The sequence below is a fragment of the Pseudomonas sp. PA27(2017) genome, assembly GCF_001945445.1.
Taxonomy (GTDB): Bacteria; Pseudomonadota; Gammaproteobacteria; order Pseudomonadales; family Pseudomonadaceae; genus Aquipseudomonas.
Window position 1 is genome coordinate 38,889 of sequence record NZ_MSXW01000023.1, and the last position, 18,526, is coordinate 57,414.

Annotated in this window: 17 protein-coding genes; 11 read left to right on the forward strand and 6 right to left on the reverse strand. The window is 63.8% G+C overall.

What is annotated here, in order from left to right:
* Positions 1-707 precede the first annotated feature (707 nt).
* The 10 genes from BVH06_RS12575 to BVH06_RS12615 all read left to right on the forward strand — a co-directional run bounded on the left by BVH06_RS12575 (position 708) and on the right by BVH06_RS12615 (position 10,241).
* A complete protein-coding gene (locus BVH06_RS12575) occupies positions 708-1,094 on the forward strand; it encodes a hypothetical protein (RefSeq protein WP_075934277.1) in 387 nt (128 codons plus the stop codon).
* A gap of 6 nt (positions 1,095-1,100) precedes the next feature.
* Complete coding sequence (locus BVH06_RS25400) at positions 1,101-1,550, forward strand: hypothetical protein (protein WP_139315631.1); 450 nt, start codon at positions 1,101-1,103, stop codon at positions 1,548-1,550.
* A 256-nt stretch (positions 1,551-1,806) separates the two neighbouring features.
* A complete protein-coding gene (gene dapA / locus BVH06_RS12580; protein WP_075934278.1) occupies positions 1,807-2,682 on the forward strand; it encodes a 4-hydroxy-tetrahydrodipicolinate synthase in 876 nt (291 codons plus the stop codon).
* Between the two features lie 14 nt (positions 2,683-2,696).
* Positions 2,697-3,857, forward strand: a complete 1,161-nt coding sequence (locus BVH06_RS12585) for an iron-containing alcohol dehydrogenase (RefSeq protein WP_075934279.1) — start codon at positions 2,697-2,699, stop codon at positions 3,855-3,857.
* A complete protein-coding gene (locus BVH06_RS12590; RefSeq protein ID WP_075934280.1) occupies positions 3,854-5,101 on the forward strand; it encodes a four-carbon acid sugar kinase family protein in 1,248 nt (415 codons plus the stop codon). The genes BVH06_RS12585 and BVH06_RS12590 overlap by 4 nt, the downstream gene beginning before the upstream one ends.
* Positions 5,094-6,116 carry a 4-hydroxythreonine-4-phosphate dehydrogenase PdxA gene (pdxA, locus tag BVH06_RS12595; protein ID WP_075934281.1) on the forward strand — a complete coding sequence of 341 codons (1,023 nt, stop codon included), beginning with the start codon at positions 5,094-5,096 and terminating at the stop codon, positions 6,114-6,116. Before BVH06_RS12590 ends, pdxA begins: the two co-directional genes overlap by 8 nt.
* A 53-nt stretch (positions 6,117-6,169) precedes the next feature.
* Positions 6,170-7,582, forward strand: coding sequence for a sodium:solute symporter family protein (locus BVH06_RS12600; RefSeq protein WP_075928959.1), 1,413 nt, complete (start codon positions 6,170-6,172; stop codon positions 7,580-7,582).
* A complete protein-coding gene (locus BVH06_RS12605; protein ID WP_075934282.1) occupies positions 7,569-8,693 on the forward strand; it encodes an exo-alpha-sialidase in 1,125 nt (374 codons plus the stop codon). Before BVH06_RS12600 ends, BVH06_RS12605 begins: the two co-directional genes overlap by 14 nt.
* A gap of 46 nt (positions 8,694-8,739) precedes the next feature.
* The gene (locus BVH06_RS12610; protein WP_075934283.1) at positions 8,740-9,426 is read left to right on the forward strand and encodes an SDR family NAD(P)-dependent oxidoreductase; all 687 of its coding nucleotides are present in this window, start codon (positions 8,740-8,742) and stop codon (positions 9,424-9,426) included.
* A 53-nt stretch (positions 9,427-9,479) separates the two neighbouring features.
* On the forward strand, positions 9,480-10,241 hold the full coding sequence (locus tag BVH06_RS12615; protein ID WP_075934284.1) for a DeoR/GlpR family DNA-binding transcription regulator: 762 nt from the start codon (positions 9,480-9,482) through the stop codon (positions 10,239-10,241).
* A 21-nt stretch (positions 10,242-10,262) separates the two neighbouring features.
* Here BVH06_RS12615 and BVH06_RS12620 read toward each other — a convergent pair whose 3' ends face one another.
* On the reverse strand, positions 10,263-10,784 hold the full coding sequence (locus BVH06_RS12620; protein ID WP_256575174.1) for a DUF3617 domain-containing protein: 522 nt from the start codon (positions 10,782-10,784) through the stop codon (positions 10,263-10,265).
* 92 nt (positions 10,785-10,876) lie between these two features.
* A complete protein-coding gene (locus BVH06_RS12625; protein ID WP_075934285.1) occupies positions 10,877-11,380 on the reverse strand; it encodes a GNAT family N-acetyltransferase in 504 nt (167 codons plus the stop codon).
* A gap of 190 nt (positions 11,381-11,570) precedes the next feature.
* Between BVH06_RS12625 and BVH06_RS12630 the strand changes: the two genes are divergently transcribed.
* Positions 11,571-12,392, forward strand: coding sequence for an ion transporter (locus BVH06_RS12630; RefSeq protein ID WP_075934286.1), 822 nt, complete (start codon positions 11,571-11,573; stop codon positions 12,390-12,392).
* 99 nt (positions 12,393-12,491) lie between these two features.
* Here the strand turns inward: BVH06_RS12630 and BVH06_RS12635 are convergent, their stop codons facing one another.
* From BVH06_RS12635 to BVH06_RS12650, 4 genes are all read right to left on the reverse strand, one after another.
* A complete protein-coding gene (locus BVH06_RS12635) occupies positions 12,492-12,893 on the reverse strand; it encodes a DUF1850 domain-containing protein (RefSeq protein ID WP_075934287.1) in 402 nt (133 codons plus the stop codon).
* Positions 12,890-14,953 carry a TRAP transporter permease gene (locus BVH06_RS12640; RefSeq protein WP_075928966.1) on the reverse strand — a complete coding sequence of 688 codons (2,064 nt, stop codon included), beginning with the start codon at positions 14,951-14,953 and terminating at the stop codon, positions 12,890-12,892. Before BVH06_RS12640 ends, BVH06_RS12635 begins: the two co-directional genes overlap by 4 nt.
* A 115-nt stretch (positions 14,954-15,068) precedes the next feature.
* On the reverse strand, positions 15,069-16,025 hold the full coding sequence (locus BVH06_RS12645; protein ID WP_075928967.1) for a TAXI family TRAP transporter solute-binding subunit: 957 nt from the start codon (positions 16,023-16,025) through the stop codon (positions 15,069-15,071).
* Between the two features lie 404 nt (positions 16,026-16,429).
* Positions 16,430-17,773, reverse strand: a complete 1,344-nt coding sequence (locus BVH06_RS12650) for a sigma-54 dependent transcriptional regulator (RefSeq protein WP_075928968.1) — start codon at positions 17,771-17,773, stop codon at positions 16,430-16,432.
* Positions 17,774-18,526 lie beyond the last annotated feature (753 nt).

Here is an 18,526-nt window from a genome sequence, read left to right on the forward strand (position 1 = left end):
CTATTTGCAGGCCTATTCTGCGCCCTCAGCCTGACAGCCTGCGGCAGTACTCTACCTTTCCAACCTGTACCGGACTCTTATCTGCTCTGGGCAAAGCCGGGCGCCTCCCAACTCGAGGTGAAGAAAGCCCTGCTGGAGTGCGGCATGGCCAGCCCCAGCTCACCGGCACGACCACCGCTGGATCCGCGCACACCCGATCAATTAGCAGCAGCAGAGAATTGCATGCAGGCAGCAGGCTTCAAGGCCCCCCAGCCAAGCCATCGTATGTGCGCAGCACAACCTCATCTGGCTACTTGCCAAGCCGATGCGGCTCCCACCTCGCGAAGCGTCGAGCGGCGCCTGAGTAGTAATTATTGCCAGGCCAAGAAGGACGTTGAGTTCTGCCGCCGCACGGCAAGTAACCCCTCTGCATGCGAAGAAGGCCCGGTGGTCCCTGAATGCCTGCCTTGAACCTAGAAGTAGTTACTGAGAAATCCCAGTTCGTCTAACCGACGAGCACGCAACTGGTACGTCCTCTCCCATAGCAACAGCCCTGCCCTAAAGAGAGCTGCCAACACATGCGCAATAAAAACAAATCGTCTTCTTTTTGAAGATCCTCTCGCGGGGCACGAGTCTGGGTTTAACGCCAATACAAGCAACGTTCAGCCTCCGAAATGGCTGCAAGGGACAACCAAGGAGCAGGTTGCGATTATCCCTTCAAACGCATAGTGGCATCCTTCACCCTCTGCCCGGCGCTGGTGGGCGTGTTCACATTTGGGTATTTCTACACGCTTGAGCTGATGGCCCGAACCACCAGCATGAGCGTCTTGGAAACCGTGATAGGTACGTTCTGGTTCGGCATTCTGTCGGCCGTGACGAGTCTGGTTTTCTATGGCATCCCAGCGTTCGGCCTGGCAATGTTTTACGCATACTTCCAGCTTCGTCGGTTTGTTCTGCACATGCTGATCGTTTGCCTGGCTGGAGGTACGGGCGCACTCGTGTGGGGTGAGGTGCTGCCGATGGAAACTCATCATGTCGGCAACTTCTGCCTGGGCGCAGTGACGTCGTTGCTGATGGCCCTCTATGCGCTGCCGAGACAGAAGCCAGGCAGCTAGGACCTTATGACCGTGCCCCTGCGAACCGTCTTTCTGATCGTGCTAGCTAGCGCTCTGACCGCCTGCTGGGGACGGCAGCCGTTTCAGCCGCCACCATTCAACTTCGAGGTCTGGCAAAAGCCGGGCGCTTCAACAATGGAGATCAAGAAGGCCCTGCTGGCATGCGGCTCGCCACATCCGCAGGAGGATGACCACCCGCCCAACCAACGGGCCGAGACCCAAAACTGCCTGATTGCTGCCGGCTATAGGATGCCGAAGCAGTACTCTACCCAGTGCACCCTTCAACCGGACCTTCCCGCGTGCCAACCCGGCGCAACGCCTACTTCGCCCAGCGCCGAACGCCGGTTGAACAGTGACTATTGTCGGGCAAGGCGAGATATGGATTTCTGCCGCCGCACGGTCAGCAATCCTTCCGCCTGCACGCCTGGCCCGGTCGAGCCGGAATGCCTGCCGTGAACCCAGGATCGTGCCCAGGCTCTGAGTAGGCGCCCGGCACCAGTAACGCGCCAGGGAAACCATCCAATCCACCTCGCGGCTCGATTCCGCTAGGCACGCCCTTCAAATCCCGATCAATTCGATCAAAAAAATTTACTCAAAACGAACGATTCGCTCAAATAAACGCGGAGAGAGCCGAGCTCATCTAGAAATATTTGATCGATTCAATCATAGATGTTATTCATAATGACCAAAACAATCATAAACAGGATAAGCCATGAAATTCCACGGTATCGTCCCTGCCCTCGTCACGCCGTTCAATGCGGCCCAGGAGGTCGATGAGCCGGCGCTTGCCGCGCTTATCGAGAGCCTCGTCTCTGCCGGCGTGCACGGCTTGTTCGTACTGGGCACCAATGGCGAGTTCTTCGCGCTCTCCGACGTCGAGAAAGTGCGCATCGCCAAACTGACCGTCGAGATCGCCGCCGGCCGCGTGCCGGTGATTGCCGGCACCGGCGCCTTCGCCACCCGCGATGTGATCGAGCTGAACAAGAAGATGAGCGATGTGGGCGTTCAGGCCCTGTCGGTCATCACGCCTTACTTCAATGCCGTCAGCCAGAGCGAGCTGATCAATCACTATCAGGCCATCGGCGACGCCTCCGATCTGCCGATCATGCTCTACAACATTCCCGCCAAGACCGGTATGTCGATCGGTATCGGCGCGGTCGCAGCGCTTTACCAGCACCCGCAGATCAAGGGCATCAAGGACAGCGCCGGCAACTTCGACGCCCTGGTGCAGATGATGCGCTACCGCAGCGACGATTTCGCGGTGTTCGCCGGCACCGACTCGCTCATCTACTGGAACCTCCTGGCCGGCGGTGATGGCGCGGTGGCGGCCACCGCCAACGCGGTGCCCCATGTGGTGATGGATATCTGGAACCAGTTCCAGGCCGGCAACCACGAAGCCGCCCGCGCCGCCCAGGAGGCCCTGCGCCCGCTGCGCGACGCCTTTGCACTGGGCACCATGCCGTCCGTGCTGAAAAAGGCCACAGACCTGCTCAACGTGCCGGTCGGCCCCTGCCGCGCCCCCGTTGCCGCCCTCGATGAACAGACCGTGCACAAGCTCGAAGGCTTGCTGGCCGCCTACCAACGCTGAGCCGGAGGATCACCATGTATCACTTCCAGACCGTCAAACACGTCATCCACGGCCCCGACAGCCTGAGCACCCTGGGCGACAAGCTCGCGCTGCTCGACACACCGCTGCAGCGCGTGGTGCTGGTCACCCAGAACGCCATGCACCAGTTGGGCGTCACCGAGCGCGTGGTCGCCCAGCTAGAGGCCAAGTCCATCGCCGTCACCGTGGTCGATGATGTCGAGATCGAGCCGACCCTGGAAAATATCGAAGGCGTGTTCCGCCGCGCCGTGGCCCCTGCCGCGCCAGACGCGCTGATCGCCATCGGCGGCGGCAGCGTGCTGGACGCCGCCAAGCTGTTCGCCGTGTTGCTCACCAACGACATGCCGCTGCGCGACATGCTCGGCATCGACAAGGTACCCAATGCCGGCGCGCCCATGGTGCTGGTGCCGACCACCTCGGGCACCGGCTCGGAGGTCACCCCCAACGCCATCGTCACCCTGCCGGACGAGGAACTGAAGATCGGTGTGGTCAGCCGCCACCTGCTGCCGACTCTGGTGATCCTCGACGCCACCCTGACCCTAGGCCTGCCCAAGCCGATCACTGCCGCCACCGGTATGGACGCCTTCACCCACTCGCTGGAGTCGTTCATTTCCACCAAGGCCAACCCGATCAGCGACACCTTCGCTCTGGAGTCGATGCGACTGATCGCCGGCAGCATCGTCGAGGCGTATCAGCAGCCCGGCTCGGTGCAGGCGCGCAGTGACATGCTGCTCGGCTCGATGTACGGCGGCCTGGCGCTGACTGCCGCCGGCACCGCTGCCGTGCACGCCCTGGCCTACCCGCTGGGCGGCAAGTTCCACGTCACCCACGGGGTGGCCAACGCCATGCTGCTGCCCCACGTGATGGCCTTCAACATGGATGCCTGCGCGCCACGCCTCAAGCGCGCTGCCTGCGTCTGCGGCCTGGCGCGAGAAACGGACAGTGACGAAGTGGCCGCACGCAAACTGATCGACCAGATCAGCGCCTGGACCGCCACCCTGGAGATTCCCCAGAACCTGCGTGACTTCGGCGTGGCCGAGGAGCACCTGGCGGACATGGCTGTGGCGGCCTCCAAGGTCACCCGCCTGATGGTCAACAATCCCAAGGCACTCAGCCTGGACGATATCCAGCAGTTGTACCGGCGCCTGCTGCCATGAAACGGCCGCTGCTGGTGATCGCTGATGACCTGTCCGGCGCCGCCGACTGTGCGGCCGGCTTCGCGCGCCACGTGGCCACCGAGGTGCTGCTGGACCCGCGTGCCGAGCACCGCGCCCAGCCGGTGACCGCCATCGACCTGGACACCCGCCGCCTACCGGCCGAGGAGGCCGCGCAGCGCCATCGCGCCCTGCTGGAAGCCCGCATCTTCGCTGGCCACGGGCTGTACAAGAAGGTCGACTCGACCCTGCGCGGCAATCTGCTCAGCGAAGTCTCCGCACTGCTGGGCAAGGGCATGGCGCTGGTCGCCCCCGCCTTTCCGGCCATGGGTCGTACCACCCTGGGCGGGGTGCAGTACGTCGATGGCGTGGCCGTCGATCAGAGCGATGTCTGGCGCAACGAAGGCCTGAGCGGCACGAGCGATCTGCTCGAACTGTTCGGCCGCGACGGCTTGCGCTGCGCCGCACTCGACCTCGAACAGGTACGCGGCGTCGGGCTGGCTGGATCGCTGGCCCGCCATCTGCGGGCTGGTACCCAGGTGCTGGTCTGCGATGCCCAGCTGGATGCCGACCTGCAGGCGCTGGCACAGGCCTCGGTCGAGCATGCCGATCAGCTATTCTGGGTCGGCTCGGCCGGCCTCGCCCAACACTTGCCCGCCGCCCTGGGGCTGGCACAACGCATCGCGCCGGCGCTGCCCGAGGCCGCAGAGCCTGTGCTCACCGTGGTCGGCAGCATGTCGCGGCATTCCCAGGCTCAGGCCGCGCTGCTCGCCGAGCGCAGCGGCCAGCAGTGGCAGCGCATCGAACCACGGCTGTTGCTGGCAACTGATGCAGCCGATCAGCGCGACGCGTTGAGCGCTCGCCTGGCCGCACAGATGGCGAGCGGCAAGGATCTGCTGATCAGCCTCGAACAGCGCGACCGCGACCCAGCTCAAGCGACGTTGCTGGGCGCGCCCCTGGCCCGGTTGCTGCTGCCGGCCATCGCCAAGGCCGGCGCACTTATCGCCACCGGCGGCGAAACCGCCCGCGCCCTCCTTGCCGCTGCCGCCATCGACAGCCTGCAGCTGCACGGCGAGCTGGCCCCCGGCGTGGTGCTGTCCAGCGCCCGCCGGCAGGGCCGCGAGCTGGCCATTGTCACCAAGGCAGGCGGCTTCGGCCAGCCGGACACCCTTTACCAGGCCTGGGCTCGCCTGCACGGCGCCAGCCATTCCCAGCCCCTCTCCGAGAAGGAAGCCCACCATGTCTGAACGCCCCGTAATCGGCATCACCCTGGGCGATGCTGCCGGCGTCGGCCCGGAAATCATCATGAAGTCGCTGGCCCATGACAGCGTCTACGCCATGTGCCGACCGCTGGTCATCGGCGATGCCCGGCGCCTGGCCGATGCCAACCGCATCGTCGGCGGCAGCCTGCAGGTCAACGCCATCGAACACCCACGCCAGGCCCGCTTCCAGCCGGGCGTGGTGGACTGCATCGACCTCGACCTGATCCCCGACGACCTGCCCTACGGCCAGCTCTCGGCGATCGCCGGCGACGCGGCCTTCCGTTACATCGAGCGCACCGTGCAGCTCACCGAAGCCGGTGAGCTCGATGCCATCTGCACCGCGCCGCTGAACAAGGAAGCGCTGCACGCCGGTGGGCATATCTTTCCCGGCCACACCGAAATGCTCGCCCACCTGACCGGCATTGAGGAAGTGTCGATGATGTTGATGACGCCGACCCTGCGCGTCATCCACGTCACCACCCACATCGGCATCATCGACGCCATCGCCCGCATCGAGCCGGGTCTGGTGCGCCGAACCATCGAGCGCGCCCACGAGACCCTGGTACGCGCCGGCATCGACAACCCGCTGATCGCGGTGTGCGGCATCAATCCTCACGCTGGTGAGAACGGCCTGTTCGGCTACGGCGAGGAAGCCACCAAGATCCAGCCGGCCATCGACGAGCTGCGCACCCGCGGCTGGCGCGTGGAAGGCCCGCTGCCGGCCGACACCCTGTTCTTCCGCGCTGGCCGTGGCGACTTCGACGCGGTGGTCGCCATGTACCACGACCAGGGCCATGGCCCCGTGAAGGTCATGGGCCTGGAGGCCGGGGTCAACGTCACCATCGGCCTGCCGGTGATCCGCACCTCCGTCGATCACGGCACCGCCTTCGACATCGCCGGCAAGGGCATCGCCGACGAACGCAGCCTGATCGAGGCGCTGCGCCAGGCCGTGGAACTGGCCACCCGCAAACGCAAGCAGCCGACTCCTGCCCACGCCTGAGTCACCCCCAACTTCCTCACGCAAGCCCTAGACAAGAACAATCGGAGCGAATGATGGAAACCTTCAACACCCAAGGCACGTTGATCATCATCGGCATGGTGGTCGTCTACATCCTGTTCACTTCCTGGCTGACGATGCGCATTCGCAGCAAGAACACCGAACAGTACATGGTCGCCTCGCGTAGCATGCCTGCCTTCATCGTCGGCATGCTGATGATGTCCGAATACATCGGCGCCAAATCCACCATCGGCACCGCCCAGGCGGCGTTCGAAAGCGGCATGGCCGCGGCCTGGGCGGTGGTCGCCGCCGCCATCGGCTTTCCGCTGTTCGCCATCCTGATGGCCAGGAAGCTCTACAGCTCCGGCGAATACACCATCTCTGGCTTCATCGAGCGCCGTTACGGCTATGGCGCCAAGATGATGGTCTCGGTGATCATGATCTACGCCCTGCTGCTGGTGAACGTGGGTAACTACGTCAGCGGCGCGGCGGCCATCGCCACGGTAATGCACATCAACCTGCCCACCGCCGCCTTCATCACCGCCATCGTCAGCACCCTCTACTACGCCTTCGGCGGCATGAAGAGCGTGGCCTACATCAGCGTGCTGCACACCGTCGTCAAATACGCCGGGGTGATGATCGTGCTGTGGATCGCCCTCAAGCTGGCCGGCGGTTTCGACCAGGTTCACCAGAGCCTGCCAGCGCACTACTTCACCTGGGATGGCGCCATCGGTGGCTCCAAGGTAATGGCCTGGATCATCGGCACCGTGGGCGCGATTTTCTCCACCCAGTACATCATGCAGGCGATCAGCACCACCAAGAGCGCCAAGTCCGCACGCAACGCCGCGCTGTGGGCTGGCCTGATGTGCCTGCCGATCTCCATCGCCCTGGGCGTGATTGGCGTGGTCTCCAAGTACCTGCACCCGGATATGGACAGCCTCTATGCCCTGCCGGTATTCCTGCAGTCGATGAGCCCATGGATGGCCGGTGTGGTCACCATCTCCCTGGTCGCCTCGGTGTTCGTCGGCGTCAGCGCCGTGGCCCTGGCCATCACCTCGCTGGTGGTGCGCGACTTCTACGTGCCAATCTGCAAGCCCAACGCCGAGCGCGAGTTCCGCATGACCAAGGTGATCAGCCTGATCGTCGGTTTCGTGCCCCTGGTGTTCGTGTTCGCCGCGCCGGAAATTCTCAACCTGTCGTTCTTCACCCGCGCCCTGCGCCTGTCGATCACCGTCATTGCCCTGGTGGCCATCTACCTGCCGCTGTTCGCCACCGGCCGCGGCGCGACCTGGGGCCTGGGTGCCGCCACGGTCACCACCAGCGTGTGGTACCTGATGGGCAACCCGTACGGCATCGATAACATGTACATCGCCCTGATCACCCCGGCCGTGGTGATCTGCATCGAGCGCCTGCTGCCGCGCAGCAAGGCCGACGCCAACGCTTCGGAGGTTTCCAATGCCAACTCTTGAACAGCGCCACGACGCCTACCTGCCCACGCCCTATGCCCAGAACCATGCCGCCAATCTGCATGAACTGGCCGACGGCACCCTGCTGTGCACCTGGTTCGCCGGCACCCAGGAAGGCATGGCCGACATCTTCGTGCTGCTGTCGCGCCGCGACCCGGCCACCGGCGTGTGGAGCGAGCCGCAGAAGATGTCCGAAGACGCCAGCCGCTCGGAACAGAATCCCATCCTGTTCCAGGCACCAGATGGCCCGCTGTGGCTGATCTGGACCGCCCAGGTTTCCGGCAACCAGGAAACCGCCATCGTGCGCCGTCGCCTGTCCGAGGACGGCGGCCTGACCTGGGGCCCGATCGAGACGCTGTTCGACGAGGTGGGCACCTTCGTGCGTCACCCGCCGACGGTGCTGAGCAACGGCGACTGGGTATTCCCGGTGTGGTACTGCATCACCCAGCCGGGCGAGAAATGGATCGGCAACCATGACGTCAGCGCGGTGATGATCAGCAGCGATCAGGGCCGCACCTGGAGCCGCCACGATGTGCCGCAGAGCACCGGCGCCGTGCACATGAACGTTCAGCAGCTGACCGACGGCAGCCTGTTGGGCCTGTTCCGCAGCCGCTGGGCGGACAACGTTTATGCCAGCCGCTCGACCGATCTGGGCCGCACCTGGAGCGTACCGGCGCCCACGGAGTTGCCGAACAACAACTCGTCGATCCAGTACATCCGCCTGGCCAGCGGCGAACTGGCGCTGGTCTACAACCCGATCAACGCCGAGGGTATCGAGCAGCGCCGCGCTTCGCTGTACGACGAGATCGAGGACGAGGGCGACGAGCGCGTCACGCCGACCGTCAATGCCGACGGTCGCGGCGCCGTGTGGGGCATCCCACGGGCGCCCATGAGCCTGGCGATTTCAGCCGATGAAGGACGCAGTTGGCCGCTGCGTCTAGATATCGAGCTCGGCGATGGCTTCTGCATGACCAACAACTCCCAGGAGAAGCTCAACCGCGAGTTCTCTTACCCGAGCATCATCCAGGCTCGTGACGGTAGCCTGCACGTGGCCTTTACCTACTTCCGGCAGAAGATCAAACACGTGCATATTCCCCTGGCGGCTATCCGCTAGAGCCAACGGGCGCCCTGGTGGCGCCCCTTTTGCGTGGAGAATCCAGATGAGTGAAGACCGCCGCTGCGCGTTGGTCACCGGGGTCAGCTCGGGCATCGGCGAAGCCATTGCCCTGCGCCTGCTCGAAGACGGCTGGCAGGTAATCGGCATGAGCCGACGCGCGCCGAGCCTGCAACACCCGAACCTGAGTTTCGTCGCTGCGGACCTGGCCGACAACGCCTCGCTGGCCGGCACCCTGGCCGATATCCCGGCACTGGACGCCATCGTCCATGCCGCTGGCTTCATGCGCACCGCGCCCCTGGGTGAACTACGCGACGAGGACGGCGCGGCCATGTGGCAGGTGCACGTCAGCGCTGCCACGCAACTGGTCAACGGCCTGCTCGGCCGCCTGCGTGCACCGGGGCGCATCGTGCTGGTCGGCAGTCGCACCATGTATGGCGCAGCGGGCCGCAGTCAGTACGCCGCCACCAAGGCCGCGCTGATCGGCCTGGTACGTTCATGGGCCATCGAGCTGGCGCCCAGGGGCATCACCGTCAACCTGGTCGCCCCGGGCGCCACCGAAACGCCGATGCTGATCGATCCGGCCCGCCAGGGCACGCCGCCGCGCCAGCCGCCCATCGGGCGCTTTATCCAGCCCCGTGAAGTGGCGGCCATGACCGCCTTTCTACTCGGCCCCGACGCCGGCGCCATCACCGGTCAGCAGTTGGTGATCTGCGGCGGTGCCTCGTTGTGAGCTGGCCAGGCGGTAAGTGATACAGTGCAGCCGCCTCTCCCTGAAGGATCGCCATGAAAGTCGCCAAACGCCGCCAGGCCATTCTCGAGCTGGTGCTCTCCAACAACGGCAACGTCAACGTCGAGACGCTGTGCAGCTCGCTCGGCGTGTCCGAAGCCACGGTGCGCCGCGACCTGTCCTCGCTCGCCGAACAGGGCATGATCATGCGCACCTACGGCGGCGCCGCGCACATCGGCAAGCATGCCCCGGAAGCTTCGCTGGAAGAGCGCAGCAGCCATTCCAGCCTGGAGAAGGAGCGCATCGCCCGCGCCGCACTGGCCCATGTGCAAGACAACGATACCGTGCTGCTCGACGGCGGCACCTCGACCGCGAGCCTGGCGCGGCTGCTGCGCGAACGCACCGGCCTGCACGTGATCACCAACAACCTGCTGGCCCTGGAATCCTTGCACGAGCTGCCACAAGGGCGGGTGACGGTACTGGGCGGCGACCTGCGTCCCGGCAGCATGGCCACCTTTGGCCCCGCGGCCATGGCGATGCTCGAACGGCTGAGCGCCGACAAGGTGTTCGTGAGCGCCGATGGCGTGGTCGCCGGGCGCGGCCTGTGCGAAGCGAGCGCCAGCCAGGCCTATCTCAAGGACTTGATGATCCGTCAGGCGGCGGAAGTGTTCGTGCTTGCCGATGCCAGCAAGCTGGGCCGCGACCAGCAGCAGTACTGGACGCCCCTGAACACCCGCTGGACGCTGATCACCACCGGCAGCGCCGAACAGCTGGCCGATTTCGACAATGATCCGCGAGTGATCCAGCAGCGGCTCTAGACCGCCGCTGGTCGCTTCAGGTTACTGACGCGGACGCAACGCGCCGCAATCAGCCGACACCCAACGTGCCTCGGACTCCATGCTGCCCTGCTGACGGCCCGCGCCGCTGTCGAAGTCACCGCTGACCTTGGTGGTGAACGACTTGTCGCCGAGAAAGTGCGCCTCGCCCTGGCCGCGGCCCTGTGGGCAAGTGAAGTTGAATACCCAACGATCGTTATCACGGGAGGTGATCTGCTGGCTGCAGTTGGGGTCCTGCAGGGGGATGTTCTGCGCATCGACCTGGGCCTGGCTGATGCAGTACTGCACGCCCTTTTCGCCGAGCTGGATACCCTGCTGGGCCATGGCTCGCTCCATCATTTCACGCTGGGCCTGGGGCAGGCTCTTGAACTGCTGCAGCATCACGTCGCTGCTCGGCAGTGTCTTGCCACCGAGCTGCATGTTCTTCGAGGTGATTTCCCAAAGACCGGGCTGGATCTGCTGCTCGGCGGACGCCATGAAAGGCAGTGCCAGCAGGCAAAAAGGCAGGATTTTCAAACTAGGCATGGGCATACGGGACTCCGTTGAGTGACCACTGCGGTGGCTCGCTTAAACTCCGACAGCAGTGCCGCCGGGATGTCTCCATAGAATGGCGGCGATCAAACTTCCACTTCCTGGTGGTAAAGCCGCAGCCCGCGTGCCTGATAGTTCGCCAGCGCACTAGGGTGATCGAGGCTGCAGGTGTGTACCCACACCCTTTTCGTGCCGGGCCAGGCCCAGGCGGACTGCAGCGCGTGGGTCAGCAGCGGGCCGCCGAAACCCTGGCCGAAAAACGCTTCGGCGAGACCGAAGTAGAGGATCTCTACTGCCCCTTCGGCATCACGCTGCAGTTCGTAGTAACCGGCGATGGCGCCCCCGTGGTAGGCCACCCAGGTGCGGTGGTCGTCACGTTCGATCGCCTCGCGCCATTGCTCGGCCGACCAGGCCAACTTGTCCGTCCACTCCCAGGGTTCCCCGACCAGTTGATAAAGAAAACGGTTGAGCTGGAACTGCTTGATGCGGCACTCGACCACCTGCAGATCGTCAGGCATGGGCTTGCCGCGCACCTGCTCGGCGCTGTGCATTTCCAGGTAATAGGTGATGTTGCTGCCTTGCTCGCTCATGCCGTGATCCGTCGTGTTGAGAGGCCCGGGCCTCGTGGCGAATAGCGCAGGCTAATGATCGGCGCCGTGCTCGGCAATCCGCAGCTACACATTTGGCGATAAAGCGGTCTGCAAAGCGGACGCCTGACGCTTTGCAGCGCCGCGGCGCTTATTTACCCTCGGCAGCCCGACAGCAACTGCCGACCCCATCATGAGCCCCGTAACCTCCCCCCTGCCCTCCAACGCCTGGCGCCAGAAACTGGCCGTGGTCATGGACGGCAAGCCCGTGCAGCGCCTGATCACCGTGCTGATCCTGATCAACGCCGCCATCCTCGGCGCGCTGACCTCGAAGGAAATCGTCGCCGAGTGGGGGTGGCTGCTGTTGCCTGTGGATATGTTCATCCTCGCGGTATTCGTGGTCGAACTGGCGCTGCGTTTCGCGGCCCGAGGCATTGGCCTGCTGCGCGACCCGTGGGCGGTGTTCGACTGCATCGTGGTGGGCATCGCCCTGGTGCCGGCCAGCGGGCCGTTCAGCGTGCTGCGTGCATTGCGCGTGTTGCGGGTACTGCGCCTGGTGTCGATCAACCCGAACATGCGCAAGGTGGTGCAGGCGCTGCTGGCTTCGCTGCCCGGCATGGGCAGCATCATCATGCTGATGGGGCTGATCTTCTACGTGTCGGCGGTGATGGCCACGCAGCTGTTCGGCGAGCGCTTTCCTGAATGGTTCGGCAGCCTGACCGCCAGCCTGTATTCGCTGTTCCAGATGATGACCCTGGACAGTTGGTCGAGCGGTACGGTGCGGCCGATCATGGAGGTCTATCCGCTGGCCTGGCTATTCTTCATTCCCTACGTGCTGATCGCCACCTTCATGATGCTAAACCTGTTCATCGCGGTGCTGGTCAACGCCATGGAGGATGCCCAGGGGCCGGACACGGAAGCCGAGGCGCGGGTACAGCGCGAGGAGATGATTCTTCAAGAATTGAAGGCGTTACGGGCGGAGTTGGCACACATGAGGCGTGGGACTGCAGGTTAGAGCAACACGTATATCGTTGTAGGAGGGGCCGGGCGGCGCTCCGCTTTAGCCTCGAGCCCTTTGTTTGCCTTGATAAAAAGCTTGAGGCTAAAGCCCCTCCTACGAATTTGCTGAGCGGTCACTCTCACAGCTCCACAGTTCCACCACCGGCTGGCTCGCCGTCGGCGGCCCGAGCCACTCACTGAAAGGCTTGCAGCCCACGGCATCGCATAGCTGGTAGTCGCCCGCCTCGGGCGTACGCCCCAGGCGCAGCGGTTGCAGCGGTGGCACCTGGCGCTGGTAATGCCAGGCCCCCTCACGCAACACGGCACCATCCGGGATCTCCATGCCGGCGCCGCTACCCCGTACCCGCGCCTCACCGAGCAGCAGCCCGCCCGGCGTAACGCGGTAGTCCTCTTCCCAGCGGATCTTCTCGATCGTGTGGTCCCAAGCCAGGGTGAAGGACGGCACGGGCAGCGTCGCCCATACCGTTCCCGCCAGGCCCAGGCAAAGGCCAATCAAGCGGCCGCCATGGCCGGCTGGCGACGGGCGCGCAGCATATGCACCGCGATCACCGCAGCGGCAACCAGGAAGCCGATTTCATCGGTGGTCACGCTATACAGCCCGAGCAGGTCGTAGCTGAATACCGAGGCCGGAATCACCAGCGACGCACCGGCAGCGAACACCAGCAGCCGCTCCCACGCACGCATCGGCGCCGAGAAGTAGCCGACCACTGCCATGCCCCACAAACCGACGGCAAACACCGACTTGATCAGCATGTAGAGAATCGCGCCCCAGTCGTCGCCCTGCATCAACAGCGCCGGGTCATAAACCGCCATGAACGGCACGACGAAGCCGCACGCCGCGATGCGCACCGACCACAGGCTGATCCTCAGACCGTTCTCCTTGGCGATCGAACCCGCGGCGAAGCAGGCCAATGCCACTGGTGGCGTCAGGTCGGCCATCAGGCCGAAGTAGAAGACGAACATGTGCGACACGATCAACGGCACGCCCAACTCCAACAACGCCGGCGCGGCGATGGCGCTGGTGATGATGTAGTTGGGAATGGTCGGGATGCCCATGCCGAGGATCAGGCAGGTGAGCATGGTCAACACCAGCGACAGGAACAGGTTGTCCTTGCCGATGGCCATGATGTAACCGGCGAAGGTAGTGGCGATGCCGGTCAGCGAGACTACACCGATGATCACGCCCACCAGGATGCACGCCACCGCCACCGGAATTGCGTGGCGCGCGCCTTCGGCCAGCGCCCACACGCAGGCGCGCAGGGTTTCCCGCCCGCCCTTGACGTAGAAGCAGCCGGCGACCAGCAAGGCGATCACACCGAATACCACGCCGATGCCGAACTTGAGGAAGCCGGAGCTGACCAGCCCCAGGGCGATCCAGAAGGCGATCTTCAGCCACAGGTTGCTGGCGCGCATGACGATCGCCGTACCGAGGATCACGATGGCCGTCAGGGCCAGGCCCACGGTGCCGGAGAACATCGGCGTGAAGCCGGCGAACAGCAGATAAACCAGCACACCCAGCGGAATCAGCAGGTACCAGCGTTGTTTGATGGCTGCGAACGGGTCCGGGCATTCGTCTTTCGGCAGCCCGACCAGTTTGAGGCGCTGGGCCTCCAGGTGCACGGTCCAGAAGATCGAACCGAACCACAGCAGAGCCGGGATCAACGCCGCCTTGGCGATCTCCACGTACGGCACGTTGATGGTCTCGGCCATGATGAACGCCACGGCGCCCATGATCGGCGGCATGATCTGGCTACCCATGCTGGCCGAGGCTTCCACCGCCGCGGCAAAGGTGCCCTTGTAGCCGAAGCGCTTCATCAGCGGGATGGTGAACTGACCGGTGGTGACCACGTTAGCCACGCCCGAACCGGTGATGGTGCCCATCAGCGCCGAGGTCACCACCGAAACCTTGGCCGGGCCGCCGGTCTTATGGCCGAACATGCCCATGGCGAAATCGGTGAACAGTCGGATCATCCCCGCCTGTTCGAGAAACGCCCCAAACAGGATGAACAGGAAGATATAGGTGCCCGAGACATAGGTCGGCGTGCCGTAGAAACCTTCGGTGCCGAACGATAGCTGGTTGATGATCTGATCGAAGTCATAACCACGGTGCGCCAGGTCGCCCGGCAGGTGCTCGCCGAACAGGCCGTAGGCCAGGAAGCAACCGCAGATTATCGGCAAGGCCAGGCCCATGACCCGCCGCGCCGCCTCGAACACCAGCACCAGCAGGGTCACCCCCACCACCATATCGAAAGGGGTGAGGTCGCCCGAACGCTGGATCAGCTCTGCCTCGAAATACCACTGGTAAATCGCCGTGCCCAGCCCCGCCAGGCCCAGCGTCCAGGCCAGCGGCGTCCACGGCCGGCCTTGGCCACGCATCGGAAAGCACAGGTACACCATCAGCAACACGAAGCCGACGTGCCCGGCGCGCAGTACCTGGCTGGAGAACGGATGGAAGGCGGCCCCGATGATCTGGTAGGCCGAAAACAGGATCGCGACGTAGAAAACGGCCTTGGGCCACTGACTGGGATTGCCGGTCAGACCTGGATGATCGCTCATGGATAGATTCTCGATGCAGCTGCAATAACGGCGGGCCATTGCCTAGGAGCATGGCCAAGCGCCGACCCGACAGGCGAGCGGGCAGCGCGTACGGCCGTCCGCTCTACCCTGCGCGTTACTTGAGTACGCCGGCTTCCTTGTAGAAACGCTCGGCACCCGGATGCAACGGGATAGGCAGGCCTTCGGTGGCAGTTTCCAGCTTGATGTCGTTGGCCGCGGAGTGGGCGGTACGCAGACGGGGGAGGTTGTCGAACAGCAACTTGGTCATCTGATAAGCCACGTCATCGGAGACCTTCTCGTGGCTGACCAGCAGGTTGACGATGGCCGCGGTCGGTACGTCCTGATCCTGACCGTCGTAGGTGCCAGCCGGGATGACCTTGGCCTGATAGGCCTGGCTGTCGATCTTGGCCACCACCTCTTCAGGGATGGCCACGAAGGTGATTGGTACCATCGATGCCAGGTCGCGAATCGCCGCCATGCCCAGGCCGGAGGACTGCAGAGTGGCGTCCAGCTGACGGTTCTTGATCAGTTCGACCGACTCGGCATAGGGCATGAACTCGACGCGCCCCATGTCTTTGTAGCTCAGGCCGGCAGCTTCGAAGATCGCCCGGGCGTTGAGCTCGGTGCCGGACTTCGGCGCGCCTACGGAGATGCGCTTGCCCTTGAGGTCTTCCAGGGTCTTGATGCCGGATTCTTTGCTGGCGACGATCTGGATGTAGTTCGGGTAGGTGGCGGCGATGGCGCGAATGCGCGTCAGCGGCGCCTTGAAGCCGGCATCCTCGACACCGTTCCAGGCGTCTTCGACCGAATCGCCCAGGGCGAAGGCAATCTCGCCACGACCAGACTGCAGCAGGTTGAGGTTTTCTACCGAGGCCTTGGTGGCCTGGACCGAAGTTTTCGCGCCCTCGATACCGCTGCCGTACAGCTGCGACATGGCCACGCCAATCGGGTAATACACCCCACTGGTGCCGCCGGTAAGCACGTTGATGAAGGTCGGTGCGGCAAGTACCGCGGTGCTGGCAGTGAAGGCTGCGGCAGCCGCGAACAGGGTGACGCGCTTGGTCAGTCGCATGGTGTTTCTCCGTGATTATTCTTGTCAGAGAGCCGGTTTTGAATGTCCGGTTACCAGCAGCCATAGCAGGTGTCGTGCCAACGAAGAAAAGCCGCAAGCCAGAGCGGTTTCTGGAAGATCACTAGAGAGAAAGCAGCGAAAGGTCGCCTATTGGCCAAGCGGCAATCGGCAGAACTCCGCTTATGCGAAGCGTGGGAATGATCTTCAAGCGACCTGCCAGCGCACTACCTATGGGAGCGCGCCATGCGCGCGAGTCGCGGGCATGGACTAGGCGTCCCCACCCGCTCCCACAAAAGCAGGCCAATGGCAGCTCCCAATCGTTTGAATGACCTACAAAGGCCGCCGTCAAATCGTAGGGTGGGCTTCAGCCCAGCAGCGAGCCCGACCGTCCTCTGAGCCGCGACTCAATCCTCGTCACTACTCCCGGCAGGTCGATAGGCGCTGCGCTGCAATCTGTGGCGCTGCATCTTTTCGTTGAGCGTGCGGCGTGGCAGTTGCAGCAGTTCCATGGTCCTCACAATGCTGCCGCGGCAACGCAGCAGCGCGTTATGCAGGCATTGCGCCTCGAACGTTTCCATCTGCCCGGCAAGGGACTGGTTGCCCTCCCGCGAGCCGGTGTCGCTAAGCCCCAGCGCATGGCGTTCGGCAGCGTTGATCAATTCGCGTACGTTGCCCGGCCATTCGTGGCCGAGCAACGCGGCCAGCTTGGCAGGCGTAAGTGGCTCGAGAGTTCGGCTGTAGCGTTTGGCGGCCTCTTCGGCGAAGTGTTCGAACAGCAGCGAAATGTCTTCGCGCCGCTCACGCAGTGCCGGTATCTTCAGCGTGGCGACATTCAGCCGGTAGAACAGATCCTCGCGAAAGCGCCCGGCTCTCACTTCATCGAGCAAGTCCGGCTTCACCGCGCTGATCACCCGCAGGTCGACCTGAATGCTGCGGTTGGAACCGAGCCGCTCCAGGGTCTTTTCCTGCAGCACGCGCAGCAGCTTGACCTGCTGCGCCAGCGGCAGACTTTCCACCTCATCGAGAAACAGCGTGCCGCCGTGGGCGTGCTCGATACGGCCGACACGCTTGTTCTGGGCGCCGGTGAAGGCGCCGCTCTCATGACCGAACAACTCGCTCTCGAACAGGTGCTCGGGAATCGCCGCACAGTTGAGCGCCACGAACGGCTTGTCGGCACGCTCGCTGAAATCGTGCAGGCAGCGCGCCACCCGCTCCTTGCCCGAGCCGGTCTCGCCACGGATCAGCACGTTCACCGAGGTGCCGGCCAGGTCGAGAATCTGCCGGCGCAGCCGTTCCATGGGCCGCGACACGCCGAGCAGTTGCGCGGCGATCCCGTCCTTGAGGGCGAATTGCTGGCGCAAGGCGCGGTTCTCGCAGATCAGCCGGCGCTTTTCCAGGGCGCGGCGCACGGTGTCGAGCAGGCGATCCGGGGTGAAGGGTTTCTCGATGAAGTCATAGGCGCCCTGCTTGAGCGCCTGCACGGCCATCGGTACGTCGCCATGGCCAGTAATCATGATCACCGGCAGATCGCGGTCGAGCTCGACCACACGCCCCAGCAGCTGCAGGCCATCGGTGCCGGGCATGCGTACATCACTGATCAGTACGCCGGGAAAGTCGATATCGAGCAGCGTCAGCGCCTGATCCGCGGTGGCACAGGTCTGCACGCTGAAGCCAGACAGCTCCAGCCACTGCTGCGCCGCCTCGCGGATCGCTGCTTCGTCATCGACGACGATTACCTGACCTGCCATGAGACCTCCTTACTTTTAGAGCCTGTTCAGGATCTGCTGCGCTTCGCGCCATACCGCGTCAGGAACAGGATGGAATACCAGCCCAGTCGGACTGCTCATTTACAGCTCGCAAAGTCGAGCGCGACTCCGGCGCTCCACGTCTATTTTTATGGGGCAGCCTGGCTTGCATGGCTTTGGGTTGCCAGGCCTCGAAAAGGCCCTGGAAGGGGCAGTGTATCCCCGGATCACAACAGCGGTAGCTGATGGGTGTTACACGAAATGCCAGGTTCACCCGGCGCGCGGCAGACGCAGGATGAAAAGCGCGCCGTCCGGGCCATTGCGTGCCTCCAGGCTGCCGCCCAGGTCGCGCTATTCATCCGCTGCTCGTAAAGTCGATACCGCTGGTCTCCCCCAGTTTCTCGCACCGCCTAGACCTTGTAACCGACAAGACTGTGACGCACCACGTAACCTAACGCTAAACCACCACCCATAATGACTGTGATCCGGTTGCAGCCGAGATTGTGAAAGAGCGCTGTAATCGCAAGGTACTCGCCCATCGCTGAATGTACCCGTAACGTCAAAGATTATATGGCCTGGATTCTCGCTCTAGCTGACACTCTGAAAATTCCAAGTTAGACCGCTAAGTTGCGAACCGATTGAGCACGGGACGAGAAACCAGCTGCTAGTACACGGCTGGATAAACTTAACCAGTTACGGCTCTGAGGGCGAAGATCTAGCGTCGGCCAGGTACTTTAAGTCCCGTGCGCAGGATCA